The 20,352-nt window shown below is 45.1% G+C and carries 13 protein-coding genes; 8 read left to right on the forward strand and 5 right to left on the reverse strand.

Going from position 1 to position 20,352, the window contains the following annotated elements:
• Positions 1 to 161 precede the first annotated feature (161 nt).
• A complete protein-coding gene (locus ACDG22_RS16100; RefSeq protein WP_022125541.1) occupies positions 162 to 1,553 on the forward strand; it encodes a glycoside hydrolase family 28 protein in 1,392 nt (463 codons plus the stop codon).
• Here ACDG22_RS16100 and ACDG22_RS16105 read toward each other — a convergent pair whose 3' ends face one another.
• The gene (locus ACDG22_RS16105) at positions 1,554 to 5,831 is read right to left on the reverse strand and encodes a hybrid sensor histidine kinase/response regulator transcription factor (RefSeq protein WP_302309131.1); all 4,278 of its coding nucleotides are present in this window, start codon (positions 5,829 to 5,831) and stop codon (positions 1,554 to 1,556) included. It lies immediately after the preceding gene.
• Positions 5,832 to 6,266: 435 nt separating this feature from the next.
• Between ACDG22_RS16105 and ACDG22_RS16110 the strand changes: the two genes are divergently transcribed.
• The 3 genes from ACDG22_RS16110 (at position 6,267) to ACDG22_RS16120 (ending at position 10,486) form a co-directional block, all read left to right on the forward strand.
• The gene (locus tag ACDG22_RS16110) at positions 6,267 to 8,471 is read left to right on the forward strand and encodes a S9 family peptidase (RefSeq protein WP_370858970.1); all 2,205 of its coding nucleotides are present in this window, start codon (positions 6,267 to 6,269) and stop codon (positions 8,469 to 8,471) included.
• A 104-nt stretch (positions 8,472 to 8,575) separates the two neighbouring features.
• Positions 8,576 to 9,427 carry a lipoyl synthase gene (gene lipA, locus ACDG22_RS16115; protein ID WP_204462046.1) on the forward strand — a complete coding sequence of 284 codons (852 nt, stop codon included), beginning with the start codon at positions 8,576 to 8,578 and terminating at the stop codon, positions 9,425 to 9,427.
• Positions 9,428 to 9,475: 48 nt separating this feature from the next.
• Positions 9,476 to 10,486, forward strand: coding sequence for a hypothetical protein (locus ACDG22_RS16120; RefSeq protein ID WP_270230272.1), 1,011 nt, complete (start codon positions 9,476 to 9,478; stop codon positions 10,484 to 10,486).
• Positions 10,487 to 10,491: 5 nt separating this feature from the next.
• Here the strand turns inward: ACDG22_RS16120 and ACDG22_RS16125 are convergent, their stop codons facing one another.
• The 3 genes from ACDG22_RS16125 to ACDG22_RS16135 are packed head-to-tail and all read right to left on the reverse strand — an operon-like array spanning position 10,492 to position 13,092.
• Positions 10,492 to 11,196, reverse strand: a complete 705-nt coding sequence (locus tag ACDG22_RS16125; protein ID WP_007571555.1) for an SAM-dependent methyltransferase — start codon at positions 11,194 to 11,196, stop codon at positions 10,492 to 10,494.
• Positions 11,197 to 11,224: 28 nt separating this feature from the next.
• Positions 11,225 to 12,211, reverse strand: coding sequence for a gliding motility protein GldB-related protein (locus ACDG22_RS16130; protein WP_270212136.1), 987 nt, complete (start codon positions 12,209 to 12,211; stop codon positions 11,225 to 11,227).
• A 23-nt stretch (positions 12,212 to 12,234) separates the two neighbouring features.
• On the reverse strand, positions 12,235 to 13,092 hold the full coding sequence (locus ACDG22_RS16135) for an enoyl-ACP reductase FabI (protein WP_022125548.1): 858 nt from the start codon (positions 13,090 to 13,092) through the stop codon (positions 12,235 to 12,237).
• A gap of 416 nt (positions 13,093 to 13,508) precedes the next feature.
• Here ACDG22_RS16135 and ACDG22_RS16140 point away from each other — a divergent pair, with 416 nt between their 5' ends.
• The 3 genes from ACDG22_RS16140 (at position 13,509) to ACDG22_RS16150 (ending at position 18,360) form a co-directional block, all read left to right on the forward strand.
• Positions 13,509 to 15,116 carry a glycoside hydrolase family 28 protein gene (locus ACDG22_RS16140; protein WP_007568022.1) on the forward strand — a complete coding sequence of 536 codons (1,608 nt, stop codon included), beginning with the start codon at positions 13,509 to 13,511 and terminating at the stop codon, positions 15,114 to 15,116.
• 196 nt (positions 15,117 to 15,312) lie between these two features.
• On the forward strand, positions 15,313 to 16,539 hold the full coding sequence (locus ACDG22_RS16145) for a DUF4861 domain-containing protein (RefSeq protein WP_007568018.1): 1,227 nt from the start codon (positions 15,313 to 15,315) through the stop codon (positions 16,537 to 16,539).
• A gap of 153 nt (positions 16,540 to 16,692) precedes the next feature.
• The gene (locus ACDG22_RS16150) at positions 16,693 to 18,360 is read left to right on the forward strand and encodes a glycoside hydrolase family 43 protein (RefSeq protein ID WP_270230269.1); all 1,668 of its coding nucleotides are present in this window, start codon (positions 16,693 to 16,695) and stop codon (positions 18,358 to 18,360) included.
• A gap of 140 nt (positions 18,361 to 18,500) precedes the next feature.
• Here ACDG22_RS16150 and ACDG22_RS16155 read toward each other — a convergent pair whose 3' ends face one another.
• Positions 18,501 to 19,475 carry an ROK family protein gene (locus ACDG22_RS16155; protein WP_007568014.1) on the reverse strand — a complete coding sequence of 325 codons (975 nt, stop codon included), beginning with the start codon at positions 19,473 to 19,475 and terminating at the stop codon, positions 18,501 to 18,503.
• A 155-nt stretch (positions 19,476 to 19,630) separates the two neighbouring features.
• Here ACDG22_RS16155 and ACDG22_RS16160 point away from each other — a divergent pair, with 155 nt between their 5' ends.
• Positions 19,631 to 20,350, forward strand: coding sequence for an ABC transporter ATP-binding protein (locus ACDG22_RS16160; protein ID WP_007568013.1), 720 nt, complete (start codon positions 19,631 to 19,633; stop codon positions 20,348 to 20,350).
• Positions 20,351 to 20,352: the final 2 nt, after the last annotated feature.

The raw sequence follows: 20,352 nt of genomic DNA on the forward strand, positions 1-20,352 counted from the left end.
AACTATACGGAGTTGCACAAATTGATTTATGATGTACAAACATTAGTCAATCGTACATAAATATACCTCGCAGAGAAATTGTACAACGAATTGCATAAATACTATACAAGGCTTTCTGGTATACGGGCTATTTTTGTGAACAACACTCAAAATTGTATCTTATGCATATCCTGAAAACTTCAATTTTAAGCGGTTTACTGCTGACAGCCGCTGCATGTATATCCTGCCAGACATCAGAACCGTGTTCATGGAAGGAGATGGAAAAGGTGTACAACCAGATTTCTCCTCCAACTTTTCCCGACAAGACGTATGTGATAACCGATTATTACAACGGAAAAGATTCACTATATACCGATGCGATTAATCGGGCCATCGAAGCCTGCTCTTCACAAGGAGGAGGAACCGTACTCGTTCCCGACGGCGAGTTTCTCACGGCTCCTATCCGCCTGAAATCGAACGTCAACCTTCACCTGTCGAACAGTACCATTCTGAAATTTACAACCGACTACAATCTGTTCGAAACCGTACTTACACGTATAGAAGGCATCGACTGCCATAACATATCTCCGCTGATTTATGCATACGGAGAAAACAATATTGCCATTACCGGAAAGGGGAAGCTAGACGGACAGGCTAGTACAGACAACTGGTTTGCAGAACAGCGCATCCGTGGCATTAAGTCAGAAAACGGAGAAACGGTCAACGAAAAGACCTTGCTATACCAGATGAAAGAAGATTCTATCCCCGTAAAAGAACGCATCTTTGAAAAAGCGAACGGTATCCGCCCGCAGTTCATCAATTTATATAAATGCAAGAACATTCTGCTGGAAGGATTCACCATCAACCGTTCTCCGTTCTGGCTTATCCATCCACTGCTGTCGGAAAACGTAACCATAAAAGGTGTGAAAATGCAAAGCCACGGTCCGAACAATGACGGATGCGATCCGGAATCGTGCGAAAACGTGCTGATAGAAGACTGCGACTTTGACACGGGCGACGACTGCATAGCCATAAAATCGGGACGCGATGAAGACGGACGTTACTGGAACATTCCCTGCAAAAACATCATCGTACGTGAATGTCGCATGAAGGACGGACATGCAGGAGTAGCCATAGGAAGCGAAATAACCGGAGGATGCCATAATGTATGGGTAGAGAACTGCCAGATGGACAGCCCCGAACTGGACCGTATTATCCGTATCAAGTCCAACCCTATGCGTGGTGGAAACGTAGAAAACGTCTTTGTACGGAATATCACCGTAGGCGAATGTAAACAATCTATTCTGGGTATAGAGCAAAAATACTGGCATGTAGACGAAGGTCCGTATCTGCCTCTCTTCGAGAATATCCACCTGGAAAATATTACCAGCAAGAAAAGCCAGTATGTGCTTCATCTTGACGGATTTGACGATAAATCTCAGATACGCAACATCTACCTGAAAGACTGCTCATTCGAAGGAGTAGAAAAGCCGGAAATCAACAAAGTAACAGGAGCTGAAAATATCCGTTTCGAAAATGTAACTGTAAACGGAGAACCATTCCACGAAATGTAATTATTTCGTGGAATGATTTTCCTTATATTCCGTAGGCGTACATCCCATTGCAGCCTTGAATACACGACTGAAATACTGGGGAGAAGAAAATCCACACATATAGGCAACTTCCGATACCGTATATTCTCCCGACTCCAGTAGCTGCACCGAACGTTTCACACGCATATCTTTCACAAAGTCAATCGGTGAAACACTCAGAATCGATTTTATCTTCCGATAGAACATCGAACGTCCCATTCCCATCGAGTCGGCAAGATCCTCTATCTTAAAGTCCGGATTATTCAGGTTATCTTCTACACTCTGTATGATATTCTTGATAAACTCTTCATCAAAATGAGTGATTTGCGGAAGTGAAGGCGACAGATCCTCCAGCCGGTGTTCCTGCTTTTCTTCAGTTGCCGTTACGGTCACCTCGTCCAGACTACGCCCTGCCAGCAGGAAGTCTTTCAGGTGAGTGCGCTGCAACAATACCGATTTCAGACGTGCACGTAAATAAGCAGAACTGAACGGCTTCGTAATATATCCGTCGGCACCATACTCCAGTCCCTTTATACGATCGTCCAGCGAAGCCTTTGCCGACAAGATAATAACAGGAATATGGCAGACATTATGATTTGTCTTGACAGCATTCAGCAGTTCAATACCATCCATTTCAGGCATCATGACATCACTAACCACTACATCGGGCATTTCTGCCAGAACTTTTTCCAGTCCGATTCGTCCGTTCGGAGCCTCCAGTACACGATATTCTTTCTGAAGGATATGAACAATGAAGTGACGCAGCTCATCATTATCTTCTACAACCAATATCGTTATATCCTTCTGATCTTCCAGTTCTTCGGGCATCTGAACTTCGGAAGAAACATCCCGGCTGCCGTCATCCAATATAAACTCTACATTCTGGTCATTGCGATAAGCCTCAGCCCTCAAAGGCAATGAAACAGTAAAAGTACTTCCTTGTCCCAACGCCGTATCAACTTCAATCTTGCCGTGCATCATCTCTACCAGATTGTGTACCAGCGAAAGTCCTATTCCTGTAGAAACCGCCGAGCGTTCGCTTCCAAGTGTTTCAAAACGGTCGAACAGCTTGCTCAGCTTTCCGATATCGATGCCTTTTCCCTCATCTTTTACCCGGATCAGTACATTATCCGCCTGCATCTCGACGATAAGCGAAATAGATTTTCCCTTGGGAGTATATTTGAAAGCATTCGAAAGCAGATTGAACACCACCTTCTCTACCTTATCTACATCTGTATAAATCTTGATTTCTTCCTGAGGTGCGACAAAACGGAAATCTATCTCCGACTGATGTGCCATGCCTACGAAATCGGAGTATGCCTTGTGGGCCAAAGATGCGATGTCGACCAGCTCTATATAAAGCTTCATCTTATTGTTCTGGATCTTACGGAAGTCGAGCAGCTGATTGATGAGCTGAAGCATACGTTCTGTATTACGCTTGGCCACCTGCATGTTCTCCTGTCCTTCGGGTGAAAGCTTTTCCTGTTCAAGTACTTCTTCAATCGGACCTTCGATAAGCGTAAGCGGAGTACGGAGTTCGTGCGATATATCAGTAAAGAAACGGAGTTTCATATTTGTAAGCTGTTTCTCGAAACCGATTTTTTTACGCAACCCCCATATATACACTACAATACCCGAAACCAGGGCCAAAGCCAGCAGAAACAAGATAATGTACAAGACCCATGCCCAACCTGTTTCCCAGAAAGTAGGTTTCACATGAATATGCAATACCTTGATATTATCCGACCATACTCCGTCGCTGTTGTTCGATTTCACTTCCAGATCAAAATCTCCTGCCGACAGATTTACAAGGCTTACCGAACGGTTCTTTCCGATATACGTCCATTCATCACTCAAATTCTTTATCCGATAAGCATATTCCAGATAAGCAGGCTTGGTAAAATCGAGTGCAGCAAACGAAACCGTAATGTTACGTTCATCGGGTTCCAGTGTCAGCGTATCGTTTACCAGTGAGTTTCTGACTGAGATTCCTCCTCGTTTCTGAATGTTGAAACTTGTAAAGGCTATGTTTGGTGCATAAGCAGTCTTTTTCAACTGTTCCAGATCGATGCGTAACGCTCCTTCATTGCAGCCTACATACATGTTACCCGAACGGTCTACCACCGGAGGTACTTCGGAAAGAATTAAATTGGAGTTGACATTAAAGTGGTCATACACTTCGAAATCAGGCTTTTCCGGAGAGAACTTACAGATAATATTCTCGAACATAATCCACAGTCTGCGTTTGTTATCCTCTACCATGGCAAAGGCTATGTCCGAAGGCAGACCGTTTTTCTTATTGTAATGGAAAAAGTCAATCTTGTCGGACAACAGTCCTCCCAGTTCCACCTGACTGATTCCTCCACAGAAGGTAGTAATGTATACTTCTCCGTCGGAAGTTTCCAGTATATGCATCACATCGTTATCACTCAAACTGTTCTCACGGTTCGGTTCACAGTAATTCAAGTAAAAATGAATATCCTCAGGATTGTCAAACTGCGAGGAGAATGAAATCAATCCGTCGGTCGTACCCACAAGTATCACATCATTCGACAACGGACAGACGCTGCGCACACGCATACATTTTCCGGAGGGATAATTTTTTTTCAGCTTGTTGGTAACATTTATAAAGTGCAGATTCTCCGGCTCACCTACGGCAAGATTCAAGCCACCCTCATATGTTCCTACCCAGATATGCCCGAAACGGTCTTGTGCTATAGAATAAACCGAATTACAGTTTATCCCGTCCGGATTGTTTTCCTCAATCTGATAGTGTTTAAAGACATACCCTTCTCCACGAGGTTTGCCTACAAACAACCCGTTACCGCGGCTTCCTATCCAGAAATTTCCACGGCTATCTTCAAAGAAAGAATAAATGTTAGCTCCAAACACCACCGAACCGTCTTTTACGATTCTGCCGTCAGGACTCAGGTTTCCGCAATATCCGAAATCTTTATCGTACACCTTCACCATTCCGTCCTTCGATGCCACCCAGATTCTTCCGCGCGAATCGATGTACAAGCCCCTGACCAATGCACTGGACGTGTTGAGATACTCAAAATTTGTATTCAGAAAAGCAATACGGTCAATTCCACCTTCCTGAGCCATCCATACATTTTTATGATTGTCTATGTAATAAACCCGGTTGATACCTTCGTACATCGTTTTGGTAGCATCGTTCAACATATAGCTCTGTTGAAACACATGCTTTTTAGGATTGTAATACGAGAAAAAGCCATTATTAGAATACGCCCATATATGACCATACTCATCTTCATGGATAAAACAGGCTTCATCTTCACTTGCCTGTCGGCGGGGATAGTCCAGAAACTCAGCTTGCCGGCACTTCGGATCCAACCTGACTATATGCTTGAACTTGTTTTGCACCCATATATTCTTTTTCGAATCCTGAAAAATATAAACCGGCTGAAAATCCTCCTGAGTTTCGTCGAGTAACAATGAAACCGACTTTCCGTCTGCCGGATTATAAACCGCAAAGCTTCTCTTCATCAATATACCCAGCAATCCGTCGGAAAGAGGAAAAATCTGCCGGATATTTTCTGCCGGACGAGATAGACGTACGTCAGACAGTCCCTTTTCCGGAAGGTATTCCATCAGCTTGTTTCTACTATCTGCCACGAAAAATCGCTTGCCGACACTAGCGGTATATCGATAAGCATCATTTCCTTTCAGTGCGTTATTGCCATATACAAAATATCCTTTGTCTGTCAGCACCCACTCATTGCCCTGCATATCGAGTGAGACTGTGAACACATATCGTTTGCGTTCCGCATCCGAATGGGTAGGCAAGTATACCAGCCCTCCCTTGTCTTTATACCTGAAACAATCGATACGCCACAAATCACCATTCGTACCTACAATCCACACCATTCCGTTTGGAAGGGTGATAATTTTCGAGGCAGCCGTACACAACTTTACCTCCGGATGATAGACAAATACATCCTCAAAACACTCCCGGCGTATATCGAACAGATACACCCTTCTGTCGTAACTCTGGCACACCAGCATCTGATTACCTCCGAGTTGCAGATTCACCAGACGGTTATACTGAAGCTTGACCTTGTCTGTAGGATATGTCTTATAGTTTTTAAAGGAATAGCCATCAAACTTTTCCAGTCCGTTCCAGGTAGCCATCCAGATGTAACCCTCATTGTCCTGCAAGACTCCCTGCACCGTATTCTGCGACATACCGTCCTTCACCGAATAGTGCTTCACATTGACAAGTCCTTGCGCTGCCATGTAACACAGGCTGCACACAGCATATATCACCGTTAGAAATAAACTTTTCCCCATACAAATTCATATCGTTTTAGATACGGCAAAGATATAAGAAAGTTTATAACTAAAAAAAATCCTGAAAAACAAATTTTCCCATTGCATCACGAAAGCTTTCTTCCGGACAAGTCCGGCAAAATATCAAGATAATGTATGGAAAACTACCCGACGTTTTTTTAAAACTTCATATAAAAACTTGCTGTATTTTCCTGACGTATGATATACTACCTGCCTAAACCTTACCGAAAACCTCGGCAAAGCTATTAAAAAGTGTGAAGTAAACGAGAAAATATCTGCAATCGGCATTTTTCGATGTAACGCACGAAAGGGGGATTGCATTTTTTTATACCTTTGCTTCAGGTAAGTATGAATAATAATAAAAACAAGCATATCTACACAATGAAAAAACTGATTGCATTATTCTGCCTGCTGGCTTTCGTTATCGGAGCACAGGCACAGCGTAAGGTCAGCCTGCAAGATGTGGCACAAGGAACCTACCGTGCACAAAGCATCTACGGCATCAAACCAATGCTGGACGGAGAACATTACACGCAGATGAGTTCTGACAAAAAACGTATCGTGAAATACTCGTTCAAAACAGGCAAGGAAGTAGAAGCGATATTCGATGTTACTACGGCAAGAGATTGCCCCGTGAAGTCGTTCGACGATTATATCATGTCGCCCGACGAAAAGCTGATTCTGATTCAGACAGACACGAAACCCATCTACCGTCATTCGTTCACTGCCGAGTATTACATATACAACGTGAAAAACAACAAGATGGAATCGCTTTCTAAAAACGGTCCTCAGCAAGTTCCACTGTTTTCACCCGACGGCTTCCAGGTTGCTTTCGTACGCAACAACAATATTTTCCTTGTGAAGCTGCTTTTCGGCAACAGCGAATCGCAGGTTACAAAGGACGGTGAATACAACAAGGTACTGAACGGTATCCCCGACTGGGTATATGAAGAAGAGTTCTCTTTCAACCGCGCTTTCGACTTCAGTGCCGACAGCAAAATGATTGCCTATATCCGTTTCGACGAGAGTCAGGTTCCCATGTTCAGCTTCCCGTGGTACAAAGGTATGGCCCCCGAAAAGAGCCAGTATGCCACTTATCCGGGAGCTTACGAATACAAATACCCGAAAGCCGGCGAAATGAATTCGAAAGTCAGTGTGCACGCATACGATATCAAGAGCCACGTTACACGTAAAATGGATTTGCCGCTCGACGAAGACGGATACATTCCACGTATCAAGTTTACTTCCGATCCTGAAAAACTTGCCATCATGACACTGAACCGCCACCAGAACCGGTTCGACATCTATATGGCCAATCCGAGAAGCGCACTGTGCAAGCTTACTATACGCGACGAAGCCGAACAGTACATCAAGGAACAGGCTTATTCTGACATTGTTTTCTATCCGGAAAATATCGTAATGATGAGTGAACGCGACGGATACAATCACTTGTACTTGTATACTATCGGAGGAAACCTGATCAAACAAGTTACCAAAGGTAAGTTCGAAGTGAAGGATTTTCTGGGATGGGATAAGCCAACCAATACGTTCTACTATACCAGCAACGAGGAAAGTCCGTTGCGTACGGCTGTATACAAGACCGATGCCAAAGGAAAGACTATCAAACTTTCTACCCGCACGGGAACCAACTCGGCAATATTCAGTACCAACCTGTCGTATTATATCAATAATTTCTCTAATATCGACACTCCTACACTGATAACGATAAACAATAACAAGGGTAAGGAGCTGACTACACTATTGGACAACTCGAAACTGAAATCGGAAGTTGCTACACTGAACATGCCGAAAAAAGAGTTTTTCAGTTTCCGTACAACCGAAGGTGTAGAGCTGAACGGCTGGATGATGAAACCTGCCAACTTCGATCCAAGCAAGAAATATCCGGTCATCATGCACCAGTACAGCGGACCGGGTTCGCAGCAGGTACTCGACAGATGGGGCATCGGAAGCTTCAGTGATGGAGGCATGTTCGAAGCTTACATGTGCGACAAAGGTTTTGTCATGGTATGTGTCGACGGACGTGGTACAGGCGGACGCGGTGTGGACTTTGAAAAATGTACATACTGCTTCCTGGGAGTAAAAGAATCGCACGACCAGGTAGAAGCTGCCAAACATCTGTCCTCACTGCCTTACATCGACGGAAACCGCATCGGTATCTGGGGATGGAGCTTCGGAGGTTACAATACACTGATGTCGATGAGTGAAGGTACACCTGTATTCAAGGCTGGTGTGGCGATTGCAGCTCCAAGCGACTGGCGCTTCTACGATACAGTATATACTGAACGCTTCATGCGTACACCGAAGGAAAACGGCGACGGTTACAATGCCGGTTCGGCTATCCTCCGTGCTCCGAAACTGCATGGCGACCTGCTTCTGATACACGGAACAGCCGATGACAACGTGCACTACCAGAACTGCGCCGAATACAGTGAAGCACTGGTACAGGCAGGCATACAGTTCGACATGCAGGTATATACCAACCGCAATCACAGCATCTTCGGCGGCAACACACGCAATCATCTGATGAACCGTGTAGCCAACTTCTTTATCGAAAAGCTGAAATAAACATCATAATCATACATTGAGAGTCATGAGGAATTAAAAATTCTACTGCCGATACAAGGCGGCGGTTTTTAATTCCTCATTTCTCATTCTTAGACCAATATACTATGGAACACGTAAAAAAGCCTGAATGGCTGAAAATAACTATCGGAACCAATGCACGCTATACCGATACAAAACGCATTGTCGATACGCATAAACTGCATACGATATGCAGCAGCGGCCGTTGTCCGAATCTGGGCGAATGCTGGGGAAAAGGAACGGCTACTTTCATGATAGGTGGTGCTATCTGTACCCGCTCATGCAAATTCTGTAACACCCTCAGCGGGAAACCGCTTCCGCTCGACACTCAGGAGCCTGAACGGGTAGCCGAATCGGTCCGTCTGATGAAACTGGATCATGCCGTTGTCACCTCGGTAGACCGCGACGATCTGCCTGATCTGGGAGCAGCTCACTGGGCTGCCACAATCAAAGCGATAAAAGAAGTCAATCCGAATACAACACTGGAAACACTCATCCCCGACTTTCAAGGCAGGGAAGAACTGATCCGCATGGTAACCGACGCCCGTCCCGATATTATTTCACACAACATGGAAACCGTACGCCGCATCAGCCCGCTGGTAAGAAGCGTGGCAACCTACGACCGAAGTCTGGAGGTTATCCGCCAGATAGCCGAGAGTGGAATAACGGCCAAGTCGGGCATCATGGTAGGACTGGGAGAAACTCCTGAAGAAGTAGAACAGACCATGGACGACCTGCTGGCAAACGGCTGCCGCATTCTCACCATTGGACAATATCTCCAGCCGAGCCGGAAACATTATCCCGTTCATGAGTATGTCACACCCGAACAATTTGCCCGCTACAAGGAAACCGGAGAAAAGAAAGGATTTGCCACAGTAGAAAGCGGTCCGCTGGTACGTTCTTCCTATCATGCCGAAAAACACATCCGCTATAAGTGAACAATTCGGAAAAGAACCTTGTTACACCTATAAAAAAGACCACGGCAGATGATGAAACTTATATTAAAATACAGAAACAAGATAGTATCGCTCGGACTGTTGCCTATCATAGCAACACTGATATGTTTGCATTTTTTCCAAAATACAATAGTGCTGGGAATAGGTTTTATAGTCTGCCTCGGTCTGCTGTTATACGGCATTGTACGCCTGAAGGATCTGAATTTTTTCCTTCTGCTAGGTAGTATAGGCATAGGTTCCTGCTTCGTACTTCGCCTGTTTACAGGCTACAAATTTATTCCATACGGAAGCATTACTCCCATACTGGAGCTGTTGCTGCTCATTGTGGCATTCATCCATATCACAGCTCCCGAAATCTACAAGGAACTGCAAGAACGGCTGCATCTGAGAAACTGTTTCTCTTTTGTTCTGGAAGCAAAAACCATTGTAATACTTTCATCACTGCATCTTACTATCCTGCTTTTTGTAGACCATATCGAACATCTGTTTTTGGAAGAGGGTTCTTTCTTCCTGATGTACGGCATACCGGTTATTATCTATGTGCTGTGCCTGGTCATCAATGTAGTAGGAATCCATCTCGCACTTCAGGAAAACTTCCGTTATAGTCTGGTGCGCATTGCAGTAGTACACGACGGAAAAATCTACCTGAAACAACGTACCGGATGTCCTGATGAAAAATACGAAAACGCTCCCATGTGGGATATTGCTGTAGAAAGTCCTTTTGAGGGACCAATCGAAAAGAGCAGCGAATACACCGCACGCATTGCCAAAAAGATATGTGCTTCGAAAGATACTACCCCACGGCTTATATTGAAATATACAACTACATCATGCGATGCCGACAACCAGCAACGCGTATCGTTGTACATTCTCCCTCTCCAGAACGAAACAGACCTGCAGAAAATAACCGGAGGCAGATTCTTTTCTTTCGACGAAATAAGCGAAACCGCTGCACGCAGATACAGTCCTTCCCTGCTTTCAGAACTGGATACACTTCAGATGGCAGCAGAAATGTGGAAGGCATTCGGTGCTTCCGAATAGTATTTTTATTTATAAATCAAAAATATGCACGGTATCTTTGAAAGGTCGGGCAAATGACCTTTCCATTCCTGAACAGTCTTGGTTTTGATATATTCCCCCTCACAGGTAATATTGGCAGCCACACAAAGTTTGGTTTGCGGACGGCAGGCTTTCAAGATATCCTCCAGCATCTTGTTGTTACGGTAAGGTGTTTCGATGAAAAGCTGTGTCTGATGCTCACTGTATACCCGCTGTTCCAGTTCCTTCAATCTTTTCTGACGTTCTCCCGGTTCGATAGGCAGATAACCGTGGAAAGCGAAACTTTGTCCGTTGAAGCCCGAGCCCATGACCGACAGGATAATAGACGACGGTCCCACCAAAGGAACCACCTTCAGATTCTTGCGCTGTGCGATAGCTACAACATCTGCTCCCGGATCGGCAACGGCCGGACAACCTGCTTCCGAGATTACTCCCATGGAGTTTCCTTCCTGCAACGGTTTCAGATAACCCGAGATAGCTTCGGGTGACGTATGTTTGTTCAACGGATAAAACGTCAGTTCGTCGATATTGATATCCCGATCCACTTTTTTCAGGAATCGGCGTGCCGAGCGCACATCCTCTACGATAAAATGACGAATCTGCAGAATGATTTCTCTATTGTACGAAGGAAGGACTTTTTCTACCGGAGTATCACCAAGAGTCACCGGCAGCAAGTATAATGCTGTATCCATGATTGTCTATAATCTATATTTTTGTAGCTCAGTCTAAAGTCAGATTGCCGAAATCAGTACGTTCCAGCAGTGTGGCAATACTCACGTCAGAGTGTTGCTTCATGTATTTTTCTACAAGCTGCATTCCCAGCCATAAGCCTATTACCGGCGGAATCTTCTCACCGTTGAGTACCATGCTCGGATCGGAATGTGTATATGCACGAATCAGCATCGGGTCTGTACTCGCGAGATGTCCCCTTTCTTTCATCCATTTCCACATCTCCTTCTCATGTTCCTTGCACCAGTCTTCTTCCTCGCTGCTATATCCCAGCATTGCTCCGTTCGATTTCATCTTAAGTACCTTACGCACTACCCAGTGTATTTTTCCCTGGTGCATGATGACATCGTATAGCGAACGGTGTCCCGGACGCCATTCAAACGGATATAAGCTAAGCAGATAGAAGGTAAAACAGTCGGGAAGTATCCGGTCCGGATTCATCGAGCGGCGCTGATAGTCGTAATAATACCGGCGATAAAGCGGATAGTCTTCGCCCATGTACTTGTCAATACTGAAGCCCAGCAAGCTGTCGCCCACCACTACCGACTGGTTGAGTGCTGAGATTTGCGAGTAGACTGCCGGTATGGGAAATGAAGGTATCTCTTCCCGCAAACGGTGAAAACCTTCGGTAAATCCCTTTTCAAGGGAAGTCATATCTTTGAACTTCTCGGTCGCATCCTGCATCAGCCGGAGCAAAATTGTGTCCGAGTAATACTCACACAAGCGTTCGTTGATAGCCGGCTCGTCTACTGTACCCAGCATGAGCACATCTTCTATCAGAATCTTGGTAGCACGCGGACAGTCGAGGCTCATTTTCTGCAATGCCGAGAAGCTGTTCATTGCCGTGGCCTCAAATTGCAGACGGTCGTAACGGAAAACCTTTATATTCTTATTAAGCAAAACATCGCCGTCTTGCTCTCCTGTATGGCAGGAAACAAGTACGACGATGCTTAGTAATATGAATATAAATTTTCTCATGTAAACAGTTTATCCGTCAGATATTATCCGTAGATAATATTTCCGTTTTCGTCTTTGTATTCATCCAGACCCTTTTCGTAAGTAGCCATAGCACGAAGACTCATACCTATGCTAGAGAAACCTCCATCGTGGAACAGGTTCTGCATAGTGACTTTACGAGTAAGGTCAGAGAACATTACGATACAGTAGTCAGCACATTCGTCAGCCGAAGCATTGCCCAGAGGCGACATGCGGTTGGCGAAGTCGAACAGTTTATCCATACCTTTTACTCCCGATCCGGCAGTAGTCATGGTAGGCGACTGTGAAATGGTATTGATACGTACGTGATGTTCGCGTCCGTAAATGTAACCGAAGCTACGTGCGATAGATTCAAGCAAAGCTTTCGCATCTGCCATATCATTGTAACCGTAGAATGTACGCTGTGCAGCTACATAGCTCAGTGCAACGATAGAACCGTATTCGTTGATAGCATTCAGTTTTTTAGCCGACTGAATCATCTTATGGAATGAAACGGCTGAAATATCCAGCGTTTTGTTCAACATATCATAGTCAAGGTCATCGTAAGTACGTTTCTTACGTACGTTAGGTGACATACCTATAGAGTGCAGTACAAAGTCGATTTTACCTCCCAATACCTCCATTGAACGCTTGAAAACGTTTTCCAAATCTTCTACGCTTGTAGCGTCTGCCGGAATCACTTCGCAATTCAGCTTTTCTGCCAATGCAGAAACTTCTCCCATACGGACAGCAACAGGAGTATTGGACAAAGTGATCACTGCTCCTTCTTCAACAGCTTTTTCTGCAACTTTCCATGCAATAGACTGTTCATTCAGAGCACCAAAAACAATACCTCTTTTTCCTTTCAGTAAATTATAACTCATACTTTTTTTATTATAAATTTGGGGCAAAGATACAAACAATTCTGTTAATCCTGACATTTTCAGGCATGAATCTATGAAAAATGAACAATATTCCCCCCTGCATACCAAAGAATGCATCTTTTGTCAATTTTTCATATATAAAAACACAAGATTGCACATTTTTTTCACCTATTGAATCAAAATGTTCACATCGTTTTCATGCGAACCTGCTAATTTTGTAAACATCAACAAGAGGTTTTTCATAATATTTATTAAGGTTAGAAATTAGGTTAAAAAAAAGTCTTTATTATCCTGCCTGTCAACCTTCTGTGAAAGAACGTTGCCAGGCGCTAAGGATAATAAGTACATTCAAGAAAACCTCACCTTTATTTAAATAGAGTAAAAGAACAACAAGATAAACATAAATATTAGCGCTCATGATTACATTTAGCAACTTAAGACAATGGGCTTTATCAGTATGCATCGCAGCTTTTGCACTGGGCTACACAAACAGTGTAACGGCAAAAAATGCAACAGAAGCCGATAACATCTACAGTGAACTGCCATTTCAGATGAATAAGGTTCAGCTGCCGGTATTTCCCGATTATTCGCGTTCTATTACTGAATTCGGTGCTGTAGCCGACGGTATTACGCTCAATACAGAAGCTTTCGACAAAGCTATCAAGGCCGTAGCCGAAAAGGGTGGCGGTAAGGTTATCGTACCTGCGGGACTGTGGCTTACCGGTCCTATCGTACTGCAAAGCAACATCAATTTATATCTGGAAGAAAACGCACTGGTTCTGTTTACAGCCGACCACACTCAGTATCCTATCGTCAAAACTTCATTCGAAGGACTGGAAACACGCCGCTGCCAGTCACCGATATCAGCTCTCAACGCTGAAAACCTTGCCATCACCGGAAAAGGTGTGATGGACGGAAACGGTGATACATGGCGTCCGGTAAAGAAAGGCAAAATGACTGCCAACCAATGGAAAAAGCTGGTGGATTCGGGTGGTGTACTCGATGAATCAGGACGTATCTGGTATCCGAGCGAAGGCTCTATCAAAGGAGCTATGGCATGCAAGAACTTCAATGTGCCCGAAGGAATCAATACCGATGAAGAATGGAACAGCATACGCGACTGGCTGCGTCCGGTTCTGCTGAGCTTTATCAAGTGTAAAAAGGTGTTGCTGGAAGGCGTAACCTTCAAGAACTCTCCAAGCTGGTGTCTGCATCCGCTTTCTTGCGAAGACATTACCATCAACAATATCAGCGTATCTAACCCCTGGTACTCACAGAATGGTGATGCACTCGACCTGGAGTCTTGCAACCGTGCACTGATTCAGAACAGCAGCTTCGATGCCGGCGACGATGGTATCTGTATCAAGTCGGGTAAGGACGAAGACGGACGCCGTCGTGGTGAACCTTGCCAGAATGTCATCATCCGCAACAACGTAGTTCTGCACGGACATGGAGGTTTCGTTGTAGGTAGCGAAATGTCAGGTGGTGTAAAGAACATCTACGTAGACAACTGTACATTCCTGGGAACTGATGTCGGCTTGCGTTTCAAGAGTACCCGCGGACGTGGTGGTGTAGTAGAAAACATCCATATCAACAACATCAACATGATCAACATCCCGAACGAAGGATTGATTTTCGACTTGTTCTATGGCGGAAAGGCTCCGGGTGAAGGCGACGGTTACAACAACCCGACAGAACAAAAGATTCCTGCCGTAACAGAAGAAACTCCTGCTTTCCGCGACATTTTCATCAAGAACGTTACCGCAAAGAACGTAGGACGTGCTATCTTGTTCAACGGTTTGCCGGAAATGCCTATCAAAAATATCCACATCGAAAACGTAACCATGTCGGATGCTAAAGACGGCGTAATACTGAACCGTGCAGATGGAGCTACACTGAAAAACGTGAAAGTCATTACTACTAAAGGTGGAAACAACCTGAAAATGCAGAATGTAACAAACGTTACTGTAGGCGACAAACAATATAAAAAGGTAGGAAACCAGGCAGAATCGTATAAATTCTAACCCGAATCCTTCCGTTATCAGAAATAAGAACGACGAAGGGTCAGTAAACATCCGGTTCAAGTCACGCAAGCTTGGTTCTCATGTTTACAGATCCTTTCTTCCTTTTCGGAACTTCCGACTATAAAATCATATACTACTCCGACAAGTTCTTTGATATCCGGAACTTATCGGATACCGATAAAATGCTGAATATATTATGAAAACATTCTCTGCAATCTGTCTGGCACTGCTGGCAGGAGAACTGAGTGCATCGGCACAAGGTCAGGAAAAGAAAATAGAAGTCATCGTTGAAAATCCGTGGAACGCTGAAAAGGTGGACGAGCCTGTCGTTATTGATCTCAGTTCCCTTGGAGCAGGATTTACTGTCAAGTCGGCTACTGTTTTCGACGGGACAAACGAAATTCCCTCACAGCTCGACGATATGAACGGTGACACCCGTGCCGACGAACTGGCTTTTGTCATCAACCTGCCGGCTTCGGGCAAGAAGACACTCAACGTCACACTATCCAGTCTTAAAAGCGACAAAACATATCCGGCACGTGTGTATGCCGAAATGTTGTTCCGCACTTCCAAGAAAAACAAATATGCCAAAGGATATGCCATCTATGCCGACGGTGCTTCGGACACTTACAACGTACAGCATCACCACGGAGCGGCTTTCGAAAGTGAGCTGGTAGCATACCGCATTTATTTCAATGAGAAACAGACTACCGACCTGTACGGAAAATTCCACAAAGGTCTGGAGCTGGAAGAAAGTCAGTTCTACCCTACCGGCGAACAGTTGAAGCGCGGCTTCGGCGATGATGTCATCAAGGTAAACAGCAGCTGCGGAGCCGGAACCCTGAGAGGATGGGACGGTACACAGTCTACACTTATCAAACCGGTTGCCGTACGCGGACAGCGTATCCTGGCTTCAGGACCGGTACGTACCATTGTCGATGCAGAGGTAAAGGGCTGGCAGTATCAGAACAAGGAACTGAACATGATAAACCGCTATACACTGTATGCCGGACACCGCGATGCACAGGTAGATGTGCTGTTCGATGCTCCGCTGGATAAGGAAGTATTCTGTACCGGTGTGCAGAACATTACAGGACACGCCGACATGTTTTCCGACCATAACGGACTGGTTGCAAGCTGGGGTACAGACTGGCCGGTAAACGATACAGTGAAATATAAAAAAGAAACCGTAGGACTGGCTACTTATATTCCCAAGAAGTATGTGGTAAAAGAAACATCCGACAAGGAAAACTTTCTTTATACCATCAGCGCTCCCGGAAAAAGTTCGTTCCGCTACTATACATCATTCACCTCGTGCAAGGAAACCTTCGGTTATCCCGACAAGGAAAAATGGTTTGCCTACGTACAGGAATGGAAAAAGGCGTTGGAACAGCCGGTCAAAATTACAGTCGTCAAGAAATAGTCACAACATAAACACCACATCGGAACACAGAAGTTAAAAAAGACAAAGCGAATGGATGTTTCAGGCACTCCGGACGTATTTTATAAAAGTCAGACGATGTGAATAACACACAAATGCGAACAAAATAATTTATTAACTAAATAACCATAATCCATGAAATCAATCGTATTCTCAATCTTACTGGGAAGCTGCCTCGTACCCTCGGTACAGGCACAAAACTATGTATCGAAGGTATGGGTTGCCGACCAGGGTGACGGAACATACAAGAATCCGGTACTATATGCCGATTACTCCGATCCCGATGTTTGCCGTGTAGGCGATGACTTCTACATGACCTCATCCAGCTTCGGATGTCTGCCGGCTTTGCAGATTCTCCACTCCAAAGATCTGGTAAACTGGAGTATCGTGAGCGCAGCCGTTCCGGCTTCACTTCCACCTCATACAGATGTGACGCCTCAGCATGGCAACCGTGTATGGGCTCCGTGTATCCGTCATCACAACGGTGAATTCTATATATTCTGGGGAGATCCTGATCAGGGTATCTTCATGACAAAGGCTAAAGATGTAAAAGGTCCGTGGTGCGAACCGGTACTGGTAAAGGCTGCCAAAGGTATCATTGATACTACTCCGCTATGGGACGAAGACGGACGGGTATATCTGGCACACGCATATGCCGGAAGCCGTGCCGGACTGAAGAGTGTGATCGCCGTATGCGAACTGAGTGCTGATGCTACCCGTACCATCAGTCCGTCACGTATCGTTTTCGACGGTCATGAGGCACATGAAACTTGCGAAGGACCGAAGTTCTACAAGCGCAACGGATATTATTATATCTTCCATCCGGCTGGTGGTGTTCCTACAGGCTGGCAGGTCGTACTGCGTTCGAAAAACGTATACGGACCGTATGAATGGAAAAACGTGCTGGCACAAGGCAACAGCCCTGTCAACGGACCTCATCAGGGAGGCTGGGTAGATACCCCAAGCGGAGAAGACTGGTTCCTGCACTTTCAGGATGTGGGTGCAGCCGGACGTCTGGTTCACCTGCAGCCGGTAAAATGGGTAAACGACTGGCCTGTAATCGGTGAAGACAAGGATGGCGACGGTTGTGGCGAACCTGTACTGACTTACAAAAAACCGAACGTAGGAAAGACATATCCTATCTGTACCCCGCAAGAAAGCGATGAGTTCAATACAAACGAACTGGGCCTGCAATGGCAATGGAATGCCAATATCAACGACAAATGGTACTTTGCCGATCAGGAACATGGAGTATTGCGCCTCTATTCTTATCCGGTTCCCGAAAACTACAAGAGCCTGTGGGATGTGCCCAACATGCTGCTGCAAAAAATCCCAGCTCCAAGCTTCAGCGCTACCATGAAGATGAAGTTCTCTCCTATCGCCAAGTACAAAGGCGAACGTACAGGACTGGTAGTTATGGGTATGAACTATGCAGGTATCGTGCTCGAAAATACCGAAAACGGACTGGTTCTCTCTCAGGTAGAATGCAAGAAAGCCGATCGTGGCGGTCAGGAAACCGTAAACGAAACCCTTCCGCTGAAAGGTAATGAAATTTACCTGCGTGCCGAAATCACTACTACGGGTGAAAAGATCGGCAAGAGCGAAGGCGGACACGACCTGGTGGTAAAATGTCAGTTGAGCTACAGCACCAACGGAAAGAAATTCCACAAGTTCGGAAAAGAATTCCAGGTGAAAGAAGGCAAATGGATAGGTGCCAAAGTAGGTACATTCTGCACACGTCCGGCCATCAAGACCAACGACGGCGGCTGGGTAGATGTTGACTGGTTCAGAATCGACAAGTAAAAACGTACAAAAAAATAAAAAACTTGCCCACGTTTATCACAAAACATGGGCAAGTTTTTTTATATATATCAGCATAAAAAAAGCCCGGAAATCTCACGACTTCCGGACCCCAAATATGCTAAAATACAAAATATTCTATCTTATGATTCTCTTACTTCCCATCCCAAAGCACTAGCTCCGAGTACGGCAGCATCAGCATCTTTCAACTGAGAAAGAAGCAATTTTGTTTTTCCTTTATAGATATTCAATACATTTTCTTCCAATGCTTTCTGGATAGGCTTCATGATATAGTCACCCGACTTAGCCAGACCACCGAAGAGAATGATTGCTTCAGGGCTAGAGAATGCAACGAAGTTAGCCAATGCAGTACCCAAAACTTTACCGGTAAATTCGAAAATTTCCAAAGCCAGCTTATCGCCTTTTACAGCTGCATCGTAAACATCTTTAGACTGGATTTCTTCTGACGGGATGTTTCTCAACAAGCTTGGTTCAGAACGTGCAACAAGGAATTCGCGAGCTGTACGTGCCACACCTGTAGCCGAGCAGTAAGTTTCCAGACATCCTTTACGTCCGCATCCGCACTGACGTCCTGCCGGATCAACAACAACATGACCAAGTTCACCAGCAAAACCATCATGACCGTAAACCAGCTGACCGTTGATAACGATACCGCTACCTACACCTGTACCCAATGTAATCATGATAAAATCTTTCAGACCGCGTGCTGCACCGTATGTCATTTCACCGATAGCCGCCGCATTTGCATCGTTTGTAAGCGCTGTAGGAACACCCAGACGTTCTTCGAACATAGCAGCCAAAGGAATAACTCCTTTCCATGGCAAGTTCGGAGCAAATTCGATTGTTCCACTATAATAGTTACCGTTAGGAGCACCTACTCCCACACCTTTAATCTTTTCTGCACCGCCAAACTGCTGGAGCAACGGAAGAAGCTTCTTGCATACAGCGTCTACATATTCGCTTACTTCAGCGTACTGCTGTGTTTTTACAGAATCGGAAGCCAATACATTACCACGAGAATCTACTACTCCAAAAACAGTATTAGTACCACCGATGTCCATTCCCACCACGTAGGGTTTTTCCATATTTATTGTCATGACATTAAATTGTTAAAGGTTAGTTATATGTGGCAAATGTACGCAATCGGAGAAAACCGAACAAATTTTTTTATAAGTTTATTCAACCCTCGTGTAACTTTTTATATCTTAGCCGCGTCTAACGACACGTAACCTGACACAAATCAATCTTAATCATGATACGCTTACAAGGCATCAACAAGACATATCACAACGGAGCACCGCTACACGTGCTGAAAGGCATAGATCTCCGCATCGAGAAAGGTGAATTCGTTTCTATTATGGGGGCCTCCGGATCGGGAAAGTCTACCTTACTAAATATATTAGGGATTCTCGACAACTACGATTCGGGCGAGTATTACCTGAACGATGTGTTAATAAAAAATCTGAACGAAACCCGTGCGGCGGAATACCGGAACCGCATGATCGGATTCATCTTTCAGTCGTTCAACCTGATTTCGTTTAAGAATGCCATGGAAAATGTGGCACTGCCGCTGTTTTATCAGGGAGTGGGCAGAAAGAAAAGAAACGAACTGGCTATGGAGTATCTCGACAAGCTGGGACTGAAGGAATGGGCACACCACCTGCCCAACGAGCTTTCGGGCGGACAGAAGCAGCGTGTGGCCATAGCCCGGGCACTGATATCGAAACCTCAGATTATCCTTGCCGACGAACCTACGGGTGCACTCGACAGCAAGACGTCGGTAGAGGTAATGAACATCCTGAAGGAGCTGCACGACAAAGAAGGACTGACCATCGTGGTTGTGACGCACGAAAGCGGAGTAGCCAACCAGACCAACAAAATCATCCACATCAAAGACGGAGTGATAGAGCGGATAGAAGACAACATCGACCACAATGCATCTCCTTTCGGCAAGAACGGATTTATGAAATAAAC

It is taken from the genome of Phocaeicola coprocola, from assembly GCF_041333015.1.
Taxonomy (GTDB): domain Bacteria; phylum Bacteroidota; class Bacteroidia; order Bacteroidales; family Bacteroidaceae; genus Phocaeicola; species Phocaeicola coprocola.

Coding starts and splice junctions, on each gene's coding strand:
- ACDG22_RS16135 (WP_022125548.1), bottom strand. CDS start 13,092: ATGAGTTATAATTTACTGAAAGGAAAAAGAGGTATTGTTTTTGGTGCT.
- ACDG22_RS16105 (WP_302309131.1), bottom strand. CDS start 5,831: ATGGCAGCGCAAGGACTTGTCAATGTGAAGCACTATTCGGTGAAGGAC.
- ACDG22_RS16160 (WP_007568013.1), top strand. CDS start 19,631: ATGATACGCTTACAAGGCATCAACAAGACATATCACAACGGAGCACCG.
- lipA (WP_204462046.1), top strand. CDS start 8,576: ATGGAACACGTAAAAAAGCCTGAATGGCTGAAAATAACTATCGGAACC.
- ACDG22_RS16150 (WP_270230269.1), top strand. CDS start 16,693: ATGAAATCAATCGTATTCTCAATCTTACTGGGAAGCTGCCTCGTACCC.
- ACDG22_RS16110 (WP_370858970.1), top strand. CDS start 6,267: ATGAAAAAACTGATTGCATTATTCTGCCTGCTGGCTTTCGTTATCGGA.
- ACDG22_RS16100 (WP_022125541.1), top strand. CDS start 162: ATGCATATCCTGAAAACTTCAATTTTAAGCGGTTTACTGCTGACAGCC.
- ACDG22_RS16140 (WP_007568022.1), top strand. CDS start 13,509: ATGATTACATTTAGCAACTTAAGACAATGGGCTTTATCAGTATGCATC.
- ACDG22_RS16130 (WP_270212136.1), bottom strand. CDS start 12,211: ATGAGAAAATTTATATTCATATTACTAAGCATCGTCGTACTTGTTTCC.
- ACDG22_RS16145 (WP_007568018.1), top strand. CDS start 15,313: ATGAAAACATTCTCTGCAATCTGTCTGGCACTGCTGGCAGGAGAACTG.
- ACDG22_RS16125 (WP_007571555.1), bottom strand. CDS start 11,196: ATGGATACAGCATTATACTTGCTGCCGGTGACTCTTGGTGATACTCCG.
- ACDG22_RS16120 (WP_270230272.1), top strand. CDS start 9,476: ATGATGAAACTTATATTAAAATACAGAAACAAGATAGTATCGCTCGGA.
- ACDG22_RS16155 (WP_007568014.1), bottom strand. CDS start 19,475: ATGACAATAAATATGGAAAAACCCTACGTGGTGGGAATGGACATCGGT.